The organism is Megamonas funiformis, assembly GCF_010669225.1.
Taxonomy (GTDB): Bacteria; Bacillota; Negativicutes; order Selenomonadales; family Selenomonadaceae; genus Megamonas; species Megamonas funiformis.
Map to the genome: position 1 here is coordinate 1,854,645 of NZ_CP048627.1, position 15,548 is coordinate 1,870,192.

12 protein-coding genes are annotated in these 15,548 nt (G+C 30.1%); 8 read left to right on the top strand and 4 right to left on the bottom strand.

The features are described 5' to 3' along the window. The first annotated feature begins 21 nt into the window (after positions 1 to 21). Positions 22 to 636, top strand: a complete 615-nt coding sequence (locus tag GXM21_RS09400; protein WP_008537195.1) for an epoxyqueuosine reductase QueH — start codon at positions 22 to 24, stop codon at positions 634 to 636. A 15-nt stretch (positions 637 to 651) separates the two neighbouring features. Next, positions 652 to 1,149 carry a GNAT family N-acetyltransferase gene (locus tag GXM21_RS09405; RefSeq protein WP_008537194.1) on the top strand — a complete coding sequence of 166 codons (498 nt, stop codon included), beginning with the start codon at positions 652 to 654 and terminating at the stop codon, positions 1,147 to 1,149. Between the two features lie 52 nt (positions 1,150 to 1,201). Here the strand turns inward: GXM21_RS09405 and GXM21_RS09410 are convergent, their stop codons facing one another. From GXM21_RS09410 to GXM21_RS09420, 4 genes are all read right to left on the bottom strand, one after another. After that, entirely contained in the window at positions 1,202 to 2,380 is a 1,179-nt protein-coding gene (locus GXM21_RS09410; protein ID WP_008537192.1) for an MFS transporter, read from the bottom strand. Between the two features lie 43 nt (positions 2,381 to 2,423). Then, the gene (locus GXM21_RS09415; RefSeq protein ID WP_008537191.1) at positions 2,424 to 3,410 is read right to left on the bottom strand and encodes an alpha/beta hydrolase; all 987 of its coding nucleotides are present in this window, start codon (positions 3,408 to 3,410) and stop codon (positions 2,424 to 2,426) included. A 207-nt stretch (positions 3,411 to 3,617) separates the two neighbouring features. Continuing rightward, positions 3,618 to 3,923: an alpha/beta hydrolase gene (locus GXM21_RS13075; RefSeq protein WP_008537190.1), complete on the bottom strand. Its 306-nt coding sequence runs from the start codon at positions 3,921 to 3,923 to the stop codon at positions 3,618 to 3,620. After that, entirely contained in the window at positions 3,892 to 4,713 is an 822-nt protein-coding gene (locus GXM21_RS09420) for an alpha/beta hydrolase (protein WP_008537189.1), read from the bottom strand. Before GXM21_RS09420 ends, GXM21_RS13075 begins: the two co-directional genes overlap by 32 nt. Before the next feature lie 186 nt (positions 4,714 to 4,899). Between GXM21_RS09420 and GXM21_RS09425 the strand changes: the two genes are divergently transcribed. The 6 genes from GXM21_RS09425 to GXM21_RS09450 all read left to right on the top strand — a co-directional run bounded on the left by GXM21_RS09425 (position 4,900) and on the right by GXM21_RS09450 (position 15,387). Then, entirely contained in the window at positions 4,900 to 5,784 is an 885-nt protein-coding gene (locus GXM21_RS09425; RefSeq protein ID WP_008537188.1) for a LysR family transcriptional regulator, read from the top strand. Positions 5,785 to 6,529: 745 nt separating this feature from the next. After that, entirely contained in the window at positions 6,530 to 9,289 is a 2,760-nt protein-coding gene (locus tag GXM21_RS09430; RefSeq protein ID WP_008537187.1) for a type I restriction endonuclease subunit R, read from the top strand. 1,320 nt (positions 9,290 to 10,609) lie between these two features. After that, a complete protein-coding gene (locus GXM21_RS09435; RefSeq protein WP_008537186.1) occupies positions 10,610 to 12,163 on the top strand; it encodes a type I restriction-modification system subunit M in 1,554 nt (517 codons plus the stop codon). After that, the gene (locus tag GXM21_RS09440; RefSeq protein ID WP_008537185.1) at positions 12,163 to 13,422 is read left to right on the top strand and encodes a restriction endonuclease subunit S; all 1,260 of its coding nucleotides are present in this window, start codon (positions 12,163 to 12,165) and stop codon (positions 13,420 to 13,422) included. The genes GXM21_RS09435 and GXM21_RS09440 overlap by 1 nt, the downstream gene beginning before the upstream one ends. 471 nt (positions 13,423 to 13,893) lie before the next feature. Further along, complete coding sequence (locus tag GXM21_RS09445; protein WP_008537184.1) at positions 13,894 to 14,853, top strand: DUF2971 domain-containing protein; 960 nt, start codon at positions 13,894 to 13,896, stop codon at positions 14,851 to 14,853. Between the two features lie 33 nt (positions 14,854 to 14,886). Then, positions 14,887 to 15,387 (top strand): O-acetyl-ADP-ribose deacetylase, encoded by a 501-nt coding sequence (locus GXM21_RS09450; RefSeq protein WP_008537183.1) that lies wholly within the window; start codon positions 14,887 to 14,889, stop codon positions 15,385 to 15,387. Positions 15,388 to 15,548 lie beyond the last annotated feature (161 nt).

Consider the following 15,548-nt stretch of genomic DNA (forward strand, 5'->3'; position numbering starts at 1 on the left):
ATTTATTTAGGGAGTTTATAAATGAATATATTACTTCATATGTGTTGTGGTCCATGCGCTTGTTATCCAGTGCCAAAACTTCGTTCAGAAGGTCATGATATTACAGGATATTTTTTCAATCCTAATATTCACCCTTATAAAGAATTTAAGCACCGTTTAACAACTGCACAAGAATATGCACAAAAAGTTGATTTAAAACTTATCGTAGATACAAATTATCAATTACGAGATTTTTTACAACGTGCTTTAACTATCGAAAAAAATACAGATGGTCTTAATTTAGATAATCGACGCTGCCGTATGTGTTATGCTTGGCGACTTCATCAAACAGCAATTTATGCTAAAGAAAATAATTTTGATGCATTCTCATCAACTTTATTTGTCAGTCCTTATCAAAACCATGAAATGATGAAAGATGTCGCTCAAAAAATTTCTCAAGCGGTAGGTATTCCTTTCTTCTATGAAGATTTTCGACCAGGATTTGCTGAAGGAACACAAACAAGCATTGATTTAGAATTATATCGTCAGCCTTATTGTGGTTGTATCTTCAGTGAAGAAGAACGTTATTCCAATTCTTTCAAGAAAAAACGCAAAAAAAAATTAAAAGCTCTCTTTAATGAGCAAAATAATAAATGATGTGATGGGGTTTTTATGATATCTATTACTACTGCAACAGCTGATGATTTAATAACTCTTGCAGATATTGAGCAAATATGTTTTTCATCCCAAGAAAGTGCTAGTTTAAATACTTTAAAATCTAGATTTGATGTATTTCCTAATCATTTCTTAGTAGCCAAAATTCATAAACATGATGATAATGAAATTATAGGTTTTGTCAATGGTATGGTAACTGATGAAGAAACTATTACTGATGAAATGTATACAAATGCTAAACTTCATCAACCTCAAGGAAAGTATCAAACAATCTTTGGTATTGATGTATTGCCATCTTATCAACATTTAGGCATTGCAACTAAATTAATGAAAAATCTTATTGAAAAGGCTCAAAAAGAAAAACGCACTGGAATTATTTTATGCTGTAAACATCAACTTATTCCATTTTATGAACAATTTGGATTTCAAAATTTAGGTATTTCTAAATCTACACATGGTGGCGTTGTCTGGTATGACATGCTCCTAAATATATAAAAAATCCTCTATAGTTAGTGATGAATAATTCATTTAACTATAGAGGATTTTTTTATACTGCTTTATTTACTTTTAACATTTTCTCCTTTGGTGATTTTTTTATTCCCGCAAAAAAGAAACCTATACTCAATACAGTGAATAAAATGCCACCTAAAACTACATTATTTATACCAAATTCATCAATGAAAATACCACATACAAAAGCTGCTATACAAGTACCTACATTTGTAGCTACTAAAAATAAAGCATTAGCAAAATCAGGCACATTAGATGCCACTCTTGTTATCCAATACTGATTAATATTAGCAGCACAACCCACGAGTATTCCCCAGATTAAAACTATACCCATGATTACAAAACCCATATTGCCTAAAAATAGCATTACTAAAAATAATACTGTTAACAAAAATGGATATATCCCTACAAATGAAAGTGGTCTTTGGCTTAATAATCTACCAGCAATAACATTGCCTAAAATATTCGCTAAACCGAAAATCAAAAGTGTAATGCTCACAAATTCTGTGGATAATAGCGATACTCTTTCTAAATAATCGGCTAAATAACTATATACACCAAAATTTGCACCATTTAATAAAATTACAGCTATCAAAGCCCACCATAAATTAATATCTTTTAAAATTTTGAGCTGAGAGCCATAAGACATTTTTTCTTTGACTGGCATAGATGGTACATATATTATTGTCAATGCTAAAGCGATTAAATTCACCAAAGCAAAAGCAAGCATAGCTATTTCTAAAGAAAATAAATTTGCAATATAACTCATAACTGGTACACCAAGCACCATACCAGCTGAAACACCAACCATTACTTTTGCTACTGCCTTAGGTGCTTCTTTTTCTGATACAGATGAAGAAGCTATAGCAAAAGATAATGAAACATATACAGGGTGTAAAAATGCAGGCACTACTCTTGCCACTAATACAAGCCAAAAACTTCCTGCAAAAGCAGATATCACATTACAAACAAAAAAAGTTCCCAAAGATATTATCATAATCGTTTTGCGATTATATTTAGATAATAATAAAGGTAATATCGGACCAGACACAGCTACTGCTAAAGCAAATAAGCTAACTAATAAACCAGCCACAGATATTTCTATATTATAAGTACTTGCAACTATTGGCAATATACCAATGACACCCATCTCCGTATTTAAGATACTAAATACGCCTATAGTCAAAATAAATACGATTAAATTATTCTTAGTCATAATTTCGCTCCTAAATACATCTTGAAAATATCAATAAACTATTTTATTTATTCAAAGCTTTATTTAAAACTTTTACATATTCATTGACTACATCTTTTGCATATTGTGTATCAGGTGCAATCACTTCAAAAGCATGATACGCTCCTGGATAAACATGTAATTCTGCTGGCACACCTGCTTGAGCTAATCTTGCCATATAATTTATAGTATCATCTCTAAATGGGTCTAAATTACCTACACAAGAATATGCTGGTGGCAAACCTGTCAAATCTTTTGCTCTAGCTGGAGCCATATAATAAGACACTTCATCTGTTCCTGCTAAATCACCAATATAAGCATGCCATGCGTATTTATTAGCTACATTATTCCAAACTCGCAAATCTATATTTTCTTGACTTGCTGGCGTCTGAAATCTATCGTCAATCATTGGATAAAGAGGCATTTGAAAAGCTAATTTATATTCGCCTTTATCTCTAGCCATTAAAGCAGTAGCTGCACATAATCCGCCACCTGCACTAGCACCAGCTACAGCAATTCTCTCCTTATCTACACCTAATTTATCTGCATTTTTAAATAAATAACCTAAAGCTGTATAACAGTCATTTAAACTAGCTGGATATTTATTTTCAGGCGCTAATCTATAATCTACAGCTACAACTACTGCACCTACTTCTTTAGCAAAGCGAATACTTTGCATCTCATCTTGTTCAGGCACACCAAATAAATATCCACCACCATGTATCCACAAAATACCAGCTAAATTATCTTGTTTATTCACTGGCTTATAAATGCGCAAACGTAAATCCTTATCACTATCAGGATTTTCTACATATACATCATATACATTTACATTTTCATCTTTCGGCAAATCCTTAGAACCAACTAAATTATTGAATAAATCCTTATATCCTTGCACACCAGTTTTAGCAAAATCCATCTCTCTACTTTGTTTTAATGCTGGTAATAATTCTTTATCTGTTCTTGCTTCTGTATCTGATATATCTTTTGCCAATGCACTAACAGACATCATCAAAATTAAATAACATCATAATATTATTTTCATACATAATTTCATCTTTTATCGCTCCCTTTTATTTATATTATTTTTGATTAAAAATTACTTCCAATTTCACTTACCAATAAAAAAGAGAAGTAACTCTACTTCTCTTTCTCACTAACAAATACTACGTTAAATACTTAATTACTTTAAAATTCTTTTAAGTAAATTTTTTATTTCTTATAAATTATCTTTAAAGAACTCTGTTAATTTTGCAAATGGAATTACATCTGTTCTATCATATAAATCCACATGACCTGCATTCGGCACAATATATAATTCTTTTGGCTCTGCTGCTAATTTATAAGCATCTTCACTAAATTCTTTAGAATGAGCATCTTCGCCAGCGATAAATAACAATGTTCTTGGAGAAATTGTTTCGATATCATTAAATGGATAGAAATTCATGAATTTCACATTACTTGTAAGTGTTGGGTGTGTTGTTGTATTTGCACTATATCCTCTTGTAGTACGATAAAAAATCATAAAATTCTTTTTCAATATCAGAAGGATTTTCACTCAATTTATCAGCTGTACCACTTGTATATTTGCGTTCTTGTCCTAAAAATTCACTATAACGCTGATTAGACGCTTCTTTGATGATTTCTTTTCTCTGGTCTACGCTTTGGCTATGACCTAAAGCACTTCTAGTAGCTGTACCCATATCATACATACTAACTGTAGCTATAGCTTTTAAACGAGAATCAATTTTTGCTTCGCTGATAGCAAAACTACCACTACCACAAATGCCAATAACACCAATTCTATCTTTATCCACAAAATCACGTGTACCTAAATAATCAACTGCTGCACTGAAGTCTTCTGCATAAATATCAGGAGATACGCTATTTCTTGGTAGACCTTCACATTCTCCCCAGAAAGATAAATCCATAGCTAAAGTTACAAAACCTTGTTCTGCCATTTTTGTAGCATATAAATTTGCCGATTGTTCTTTTACAGCTCCCATAGGGTGCCCTACAATAATAGCTGGAGCTTTTTCATTTTGCGCTAAATTTTTAGGTACGAACAAATTGCCCACAACTGTCATATTATATTGATTTTTAAATTCAACTTTTTGCATATTTACTTTATCACTTTGATAAAAATTATCTGCACCTCTTGACATATCTGGTTTATAATTCTTATCGAAGGCACTTTTTGGTGCTTGCAAATTATCACTTGCTGATACCATATTCATATTTATGCACCCCATTGTCCCTAATGCCAAACACATGGTAATTGCTCTAACTATTTTTAAATTTTTCTTAAAGTTCATCACTAACCCACCTTTATATTTACTCTCTTTTTTAGATTAATAAATAATTTTTTCTTTGCTTTCATTATAATTTACCATTTCTACTATATCAAATACTTATATTTAATAATAAACTATACTTTTTAAGCATAATAAAATATAATATAATTCATCTATATTTTTTAATACTAAAATCTGGAGGTTTTTATGGATATACGTGTTTTAAAATATTTCGTAACAGTAGTTGAAGAAGAAAATATTTTAAAAGCTTCTCAAGTTTTGCATATAACACAGCCCACTTTATCTCGTCAATTAATGGATTTAGAAAAAGAACTAAATTGTAAATTATTTATCCGCTCCAATCGCAAAATTACTTTGACTTCCGAAGGTCTATTTTTATATAACAAAGCCAAAGAAATAATTTTATTACAAGCAAAAACGATTAATGCTCTAAAAAATTCTCATGAAATCATCAGTGGCGATATATATATCGGCTGTGCAGAAACAAATGCCTTTAAATTTCTAGCCAAAACTATGACTAAAATAAAAAAAACACATAAAGATATACATTATCATATCTTTAGTGGAAATGCTGATACTGTAATCGAACAACTAGATAAAGGTATATTAGATTTTGGCTTATTGATTGATGCCCATGATAAACAAAAATATAATTTTATCACCTTACCTGTAAAAGACATTTGGGGACTATTACTGTTAAAAAATTCTCCTCTTGCCGATAAAGAATATATAACATCTTCTGATATTTTGAATATCCCCTTAATATGTTCAAGTCAAACAATGGTCAGCAATAAAATAGCAGGCTGGCTCAATCAAAATTTCACTCAATTAAATATAGTTGCTAACTATAACTTAATCTATAACGCCTCTATCATGGTTCAAGAAAATCTAGGCTCAGCCCTTTGTCTTGCTAATCTAGTGAACACAAACGGCACTAATTTATGCTTCAAACCACTATATCCACCACTTGAAGCACAAATAGATTTAGTCTGGAAAAAACATCAAATACTCACTAAACCAGCTCAATTATTTTTACAAAATCTTCAAGAATATCTACTTCACAATAAATAATACGTTACTTTTTCCGCATTTTAAAATTTTAATGATAATGTCAGTTATTGAAAATCTTTAATAACACCAAACATTTCCCGCATTTTAGCATCTTTTTACGGTAGCTATCAGCAAAGTAAAAAGTGCGTGAGCGGGTGATTTCTTTGGTTCGTTTCTTTATCACTAAAGAAATAAACAAACCCCCTATTTTATACATACTTTTCTTTCATGAGCAAGAAAAGTAACAAAAGAACTCTACCTCCCGATACCAATTTTTCTTTGTCAATTATAAAACCATGACTATAACGCTCTAAACTCGCTTCGCTCAAACAGTAGAGCTAAATTCATAGTCATGGTTTTATTCTTGCCAATAGCCTACGGCTACCGCAAAATTCGCTAACGTGAGGGACATTTGGTTATTATTACGTTATTTTTCCGCATTATAAAATTTAGCGGTAATCATAAGATTATTGAAAAATATTATTATTGAATACGTCTTTTGCTTAACTGTCTGAGCGTAGCGAGTTTTAAGTATTATATACAATGATAATTTTTTTCAAAGCTAAAATTTTATCTGCAGTGGCTTTCTTTTGGTTCATTTTCTTTACCACTAAAGAAAATGAACACTCTTTTATGTATTTTGAAATACAACTTTAGATATAGTATAATAAAAGACAAAAAGACTATTCCCTGATGATTAGGAGTAGTCTTTCTTTATATATTTATTACATAAAATAAAAAAATAAACTAGAAAGGTATTATTATTATGTACCCACAAAGTGAAAATGAATTAGAAAAAGAGCTTATCCAACAATTATCTAGCCAATATAAAAAAGTTAAAAGCAGTAATGCTGATGACTTATTTATTAATTTTCGCAAACAAATAAATAAACTTAATCAAGAAACACTCAATGGCAAAGATTTATCAGATAAAGAATTTGATCGTTTATTGACTAAAATTGGTGGTAAAAGTATCCATCAATCAGCTAAATTTTTACATGATAAATTCACTATAGAACGTGATGATAGTAGTCAAATTTATTTTAAATTATTAGATACAGAAAATTTTAGCAATAATACTTTCCAAATTACTCATCAAATAAAAGTGCATAATGCAACTACAAAAAATGATGCTCGCTATGATGTAACACTTCTTATCAATGGTTTGCCACTTGTACAAATTGAACTAAAAAAACGTGGTCAAGATATCAAAAAAGCCTTTAATCAAATTAATCGCTACAAAATACATTCTTATTGCAATCTCTTTCGCTTCATTCAGATTTTTGTCATCTCCAATGGTGTCGATACTAAATATTATGCCAACAGCGATTACAATCCTCTATATAGTCTTACTTTCTTTTGGACTGATGAACACAATAAACGCATAACTAAATTAGCTGATTTTGCACAAAGCTTTTTAAATCCTAATCATCTATTAGACATGATTTATAATTATATGATTATCAATGATACAGATAAAAACTTAATGATTATGCGACCATATCAAGTATATGCTACACAAAAATTAATTCAACAAGCACTCAATACTAATGAAGGTGGCTATATCTGGCATACTACAGGCTCAGGAAAAACACTCACTTCTTTTAAATGTGGGCAATTATTAGCTAAACAACCATCTATCAAAAAAATATTATTCGTAGTCGACCGCTCTGACCTTGACCGCCAGACTACACAGGAATTCAATAAATTTGAAGCTAACTCTATAGACGCTACTGATAATACAGCCATACTAGCTAAACAAATAAAAGATGAACATACAAATTTCATCGTTACTACTATTCAAAAATTAGCCAAAGCCACTACTACGCCAAGATATAACGATTATTTCGCCAAATACGCTCAAGAAAAAGTAATCATCATCTTTGATGAATGTCATCGCTCTACATTTGGCAAACAGCTAACTAATATCAAAAAAGCATTTACTAAAGCTCAAATCTTCGGTTTTACTGGTACACCACGTTTTATAGAAAATAAATCACAAGACAACCGCACCACAGCAGATATCTTCGGCAAATGTCTACACACTTATTTAATCAAAGATGCTATCTTCGACCATAATGTGTTGGGCTTCAATGTAGAATATATCAAAACATTTGAAGGAAAATATGATCCATTTGATGATACAAAAGTAGAAAATATCGACAAAGAAGAAGTTTTCTCTGAACCAAAAAGACTACAACTCATTGCCCAACATATCATAGATAATCACGATAGAAAAACAAATAACCGCAGATATAACGCTTTATTCGCTGTAGCTAATATAAAAACATTGATAGCTTATTACAATATTTTTAAAGAATTAAATACAGATTTAAGAATATCTGCTATCTTCACTTACGAAGAAAATGAAGACCTAGAATTTAAACAAGAACATTCTAAAGATAGCCTTGAAAAAATCATCACTGACTATAATAAAATGTATAATACAAATTACCATGTAACTACATTCCCTGCTTTTGCTAGTGATTTAATGAAAAAAATCAAAACAGCTCAAATAGATATTGTAATTGTAGTCGGTATGATGTTAACTGGTTTTGATGCCAAAGTATTGAATACTTTATATGTAGATAAAAATTTAGAATATCACAATCTACTACAAGCTTATTCTCGTACCAATCGCGTAGAACATACTACAAAACCATTTGGCAATATCGTTTGCTATCGCAATTTAAAGACAAAAACTGATGACGCTATCCGCTTATTCTCTCAAACTAGCAATATTGATGATGTTTTAGTAAAAGACTTTGATTATTATTTAAATCAATTCCGTGAAAAAATAAAAACATTATTATCCGTTGCTTCAAAACCTGAATATGTAGATGATTTAATCACCGAAAAAGAACAAAAAGAATTCGTTTTAGCCTTCCGTGATTTAATCAAAACAAAAAATGTTTTAAATAACTTCACTGAATTTGACTTTGATAAACAAATTCAAGATATCAACATACAAGATTTTGAAGACTACAAATCAAAATATTTCTTAATCCATGAAAATCTAAAATACTCTTATGATAAAACAAAGACTTCTATTTTAGATGACATAGATTTCTGTATTGAACTTGTAGCCACAGACAATATTAATCTTGATTATATTATGAACCTTATCCATAATATAGAACGACATGACAAAACCAAACAACAGACAGAAGTACAACAAATAAAAACAGAATTAAATCGCAGTGGCAATCAAAAATTACGTTATAAAATAGATTTAATTGAAAAATTCTTAGATGAAGTCATTCCAAATTTAAATCCAGACAGTTCTATTGATGATGCCTTCAAAAATTTTGAAGATGAACAACAACAACAAGAAATCAAAAACTTCGCTACAGAATACGACCTAGAACCAGCTTTCATAGCTGAACAAATTCAAGAATACAATTATAGCGGACTCACCAATAGAATGGATATAGCTAGTAAAATTAATAAAGGATATTCACAGAAAAAAACTATAACTAATAAAGCTATAGACTTCATCAAAGAACACGTAGCAAAATATTTTTAATCTATAATTTTATTTTCAAAACTAAAATTTTATCTGCAATGGCTTTCTTTGGTTCGTTTCTCTATCATTAAAGAAATGAACAAACACCCTATTTTATATTTACTTTTCTTTCATGAGCAAGAAAAGTAACAAAAGAACTCTACCTCCCGATACCAATTTTTCTTTGTCAATTATAAAATCATTACTATAACGCTCTAAACTCGCTTCGCTCAAACAGTAGAGCTAAATTCATAGTCATGATTTTATCCTTGCCAATAGCCTACGGCTACCGCAAAATTTGCTAACGTGAGGAATATTTGGTTATTATTATGTTACTTCTTCCGCATTTTAAAATTTTAATGGTAACGCTAGTTATTGAAAAAAATTATCGCTGAATACGGTTTTAGTCTGAATGTTTGAGCGTAGCGAGTTTCTAAGCGTTGTATGAAGCGATAATTGTTTTCAAAATTAAAAATTTTATCTGCGGTGGTTTTCTTTGGTTCGTTTCTTTGCCATCAAAGAAATGAACAAATATATTTATTTATCATTTTTCGTATTTTAAAAATTTAATAAAGGCATAAAAAAAGACAAGCCTTTCACTTGCCTTTATGATACAATATCCTGCGGAGAATAAATTGATGTGTCGGCTCTCTCTCTTTTGAGGGAGGTGGTAAATATGACCGATTATGAAGTATTATCTTTGATAATCTCTTTCTTAACTCTTGTATTTACTATACTTTCTTATCTCAATTAAAATTGAAATAAAAAAGAAGCCGTCTTAACGGACAGCCTCTTCTCCATTTTTGCAGAATTCTCAGAAGAGGGCTGACGTAGCGAACATCAGTTTATTCTCTTCTTTTGCCTATATTATACTATAGCACAAAAACAAAATCAAATTTCATATATTAACCTCTTTTGTATTTTAAAATTTATTTATGATATCTTTTTTATCTATTTCTTTACCACCAAAAAAATGAACAATTATAATTTGCTAACGTGAGGGATATTCGGTTATTATTACGTTACTTCTTCCGCATTATAAAATTTAGCGGTAATCGTAAGATTATTGAAAAATATTATCATTGAATACGTTTTTTGCTTAACTGTCTGAGCGTAGCGAGTTTTAAGCTTTGTATGAAATGATAATTTTTTTCAAAGCTAAAATTTTATCTGCGGTGGCTTTCTTTGGTTCGTTTCTTTGCCACCAAAGAAATGAACAAATAAATATAATACATTACTTTTTTGTATTTTTAAATTAAAATTTTATCTATAATAATTTTCTTTAGTTCGTTTCTTTACTATAAAAGAAATGAACATCATTTTATTTTTAGGAGGATTTTTATGTCAACTTCTGATATTCAAAAAGTACAACAAGCACAACTTCATTCTACACTTTGGGACATGGCAAATAATTTGCGTGGTAGTATGGAAGCTTACGAATTCAAATCTTATATTTTAGGATTGATCTTTTATCGCTATCTATCTGAAAAAGTAGAAAAAAATGCTCATTTATTATTAAAAGATGATAATATCTCTTTTGAAGATTTCTATGCTGATAATGATGAAGATGTAAGAAACGATTTTAGTTCTGATATTGTTGAATCTCTTGGTTACTTTATCGCACCACAATATTTATTTTCTCACTTCACTAAAGTCTTAAAAGAAACAAATAGCTTCGATATTGAAGAACTCGACAAAGCTATTTCTGCCATTTCTGAATCATCACTCGGTACACAAAGCCAGCATGATTTTGAAGGTTTATTTGATGATATGGATTTAAAATCCACCAAACTTGGCAAAGATGTCAAAGAACGTAGCCAAGTAATCGGCAAAGTATTAGCTAGTATAGACAATCTTGATTTAGATTTTGATAATGCTGAAATTGATGTACTCGGTGATGCATACGAATATTTAATAGGCATGTTCGCCCAGACAGCAGGCAAAAAAGCTGGCGAATTCTATACACCACAACAAGTATCCAAAATCTTAGCTCGCCTTGTAACTTTAAATAAAGATAAATCATTCTCCGTATACGATCCATGTTGCGGTAGTGGTTCGCTTCTTCTTCGTGTCGGCAAAGAAACTAAAGTTACTTATTACTACGGACAAGAAAAAACTGCAACTACCTATAACCTTGCTCGCATGAATATGCTTTTACACAATATTCAATATCAACATTTTGAAATAGCAAATGGCGATACACTTGAAGAACCTGCTTTCATGGATAAAAAATTCAGTGCAGTCGTAGCCAATCCGCCATATTCTGCCAAATGGTCTGCTGATAAAAAATTCTTAGAAGACGAACGCTTCAGCCCTTACGGCAAACTTGCACCTTCTAGCAAAGCAGATTTTGCCTTCGTCTGCCATATGTTAAACTCCTTAGATGAAGACGGCACTATGGCTGTAGTATTGCCACATGGTGTATTATTCCGTGGCTCTGCTGAAGAACAAATCCGCAAAGTAATTATCCGTGATTACAACTATCTTGATACAGTCATCGGCTTACCTGCAAACTTATTCTATGGCACAAGTATTCCGACTTGTATCTTAGTCTTCAAGAAAAATCGTCCAAACAAAGATATATTATTTATTGATGCTTCCAAAGAATTCGACAAAGGCAAAAATCAAAACCTCATCACAGATGAACATATCCATAAAATCATCGAAACATATAAAAACCGCCAAGATGTAGAAAAATATGCTCATGTTGCCACTATCGAAGAAATCGAAGAAAACGACTATAACCTCAATATTCCTCGTTATGTAGATACATTTGAAGAAGAAGAACCAGTAGACCTACAAGCAGAATTTGCCACATTGACCAAACTCCAAAACGAAAGCCAAAATATTGATGAAGAATTAGATAAATACTTCCATGAATTGGGGTTAAAATAATGAATGTACCAAAATTAAGATTTAAAGAATTCACTGATAAATGGCAAAAAGTTCCATTAAATTTATTTACTAATATATATGGTGGATATGCTTTTAAAAGTGAAAACTTGTTAAATTATAAAGCTAAATATCAAGTTATAAAAATGGGAAATGTAAATAACAATACTTTAAATTTAGAAAAAAATCCTAGATATTTAAATACTATTTCTCAAAAAGAATTACCATATTTATTAGAAAAAAATGATATTATATTAACTTTAACTGGAACGTTTGGAAAAAAAGATTTTGGATATTCTTATCAAATAAAAAATGAAACTAATTTACTTTTAAATCAAAGATTAGCTGTTTTTAAAATAACCAATTCAAATTACTCTGCTAATTTTTTGAAATATATATTATTAAATAATACATTTTTAAACAAATTTTTTAGATTTTCAGTTGGTGGCACTGGTAATCAAGCTAACGTTAGTATTCAAGATATAAAATCTTTTAAAATACCTTTTCCTAAATTAGAAGAACAAAATAAAATTGCTAATTTCCTTACTACAGTAGATAAAAAAATAACAAACCTAGAAAATACTATCATTAGCCTAGAAAATCAGAAAAAAGGATTGCTACAACAAATCTTTAGCCAAAAACTACGCTTTAAAGATAAAAACGGCAATAATTATCCTAATTGGGAAAAGAAAAAATTAGGCGATATTGCTACTTTAAAAAATGGTATTTCTAAAAGTAATGAAGCGTTTGGACACGGAAAAAAATTCATTAATTTACAAGACATTTTTAATAAGTCTTATATTTTTAATGATAATTATTCATTAGTTGATGTAACAGAAAAAGAACTTTCAGAAAATAATTTGTTAAAAGGTGATGTTCTTTTTGTTCGTTCTTCTGTAAAACGTGAAGGCGTAGGTTTACCTTGTGTAATCATGGAAAATCTGATTGATACCGTTTATTCTGGATTTATTATCAGGTGTAGATTTAATATAAATGAAAATATTTATCTTCACTATAAAAAATATTGTTTTCTAGAATTTAGTTTTAGAAAAGCTTTATTGAAAAAAAGTTCTTCTAGTGCTAATACTAATATAAATCAAGATAATTTATCCAAACTATATGTTAATTTACCTTGTTTAGAAGAACAAACAAAAATAGCCGATTTCCTTTCAGCATTTGACCGCAAACTCGAAAACCAAAAAGCACAACTAGAACACTGGAAACAAATAAAAAAAGGACTATTACAACAAATGTTCGTATAGTCCGCTTACTTTTCTTTCATGAGCAAGAAAAGTAACAAAAGAACTCTACCTCCCGATACCAATTTTTCTTTGTCAATTATAAAACCATGACTATAACGCTCTAAACTCGCTTCGCTCAAACAGTAGAGCTAAATTCATAGTCATGGTTTTATCCTTGCCAATAGCCTACGGCTACCGCAAAATTTGCTAACGTGAGGAATATTTGGTTATTATTTTATTTATCGTTTTTTCGCATTTTAAAATTTTAATGGTAACGCTAGTTATTGAAAATCTTTAATAATACCAAACTTTTTCCCACATTTTAGCATCTTTTTACGGTAGCTATCAGCAAAGTAAAAAGTGCGTGAGCGGGTGATTTCTTTGGTTCGTTTCTTTATCATTAAAGAAATGAACAACTATATTATTATTATTGCATTTTCTCTTTTTCCCTTTCATAATTATAATTAATAAGACTTCTACGAGGTAATAATTATGGACGGACAAAATATTTTTTATCATTATACATCAATCAATTCACTTTATAATATCATCATGAGTCGTGAGCTTTGGCTGACCAATCTAAAATCTTCTAATGATAAATCAGAGAGATATTATACTGTAAATCATATGCTCAAAGATATGGACGAAATTATAAATAATTCTACTGATGATAATTTCAAGCAATATCTATCATTATTGAAAAAAAGTTTTGAAACCCATATGCCTGACTTAAAAAATTATCTCAAAAAAAGTGATGGTTATTCGCTAAGTTTAACCGATAAAAAAGATAATCTCTCACATTGGGAAAGATATGCTTCTAGTTATAGTGGTGTTTGTATCGGTATCAACATGGATAAACTCAATGTAAATTTCAAAGATTATTCCCATTTTTCCATAACAGAACTAGAAAAAATTCTCTATAGTGATGCTGAAATCTTAGATAAATTATCCCATATCTGTGCTTGTTTTTACGATTTATTTGAAGAACAAATCCGCAATTATAATGACCCTTTTCAAAAATATATCGAACAATATGGCTTTATCGTTTTAGTCATTGCCTATAATAAAGTCATGAACTTTGCTAAAAATAATTATTTTGCTGATGAACATGAATTTCGTCTGCTTTTTTATCCTAAAACTCTATCTATGAAAAAAGATTTTTTGAGCATGAGCCGTAATATTATCTTACCTGCTACGCTCAAACCTTTGCATGACAAATTCCATTCACTATTGCGAATGTCTTCCATTGAACAGACGCATTTTTCTTTATTTAAAAACGAAATCCGCAGTTATCATAAATTATGTTTAGCTGATATTTGGGATAGTGAACTAATTCCTGAAATCACTCTCGGTGCTATGTGTAGACAAAATAAACAAGAATTAAGCCATTTTCTCAAGGCTAATGGCTTGAAAAAAACAAAGATAACTATTTCTAAAATTCCTATTAGATGATTTAACTAATTAATTTTTATAGAAGGTGTTAATATGATTTCTATTGATTTAGGTGATATTACTATTCTTGATTGTGATGCAATCGTCAATGCTGCGAATAAAACGCTTCTCGGCGGTGGTGGAGTCGACGGTGCTATTCATCGCCGTGCAGGTCGTGAGCTTTTAGCAGAATGTCGCACTCTCGGTGGCTGTGAAACTGGCGAAGCTAAAATCACTAAGGGCTATAATTTAAAAGCAAAATATGTAATTCATACAGTAGGGCCAATTTGTTCTACTCAAAAAAATCAAGCTTCGCTACTTGCCAATTGCTATAAAAATTCTTTAGATTTAGCTTTGAAACACGATATTCACAGTATCGCTTTTCCTGCTATCTCCACTGGTGTATATCATTATCCACTAGAAGAAGCGACAAAAATTGCTATCTCTACAGTCAAAACATGGCTAGATATGCATAAAGATTATAAACTTGATATTATTTTCTCTTGTTTTGATGAAAAAACTTATAATATGTATCAACGATATCTTGAAGCTTAAAACTACATTTTCATATCATATTTTATTAAAATTTTGCTAGGAATTAGTATTTTGCTAATTTCTTTTTTATTTTTCACCTAAATTTTATTGCTAGTCTTAAAATCTAGTGATAAACTATTCTTTGTATTTTTTATTAGCTTTATCATATTTATGAAGTTTAT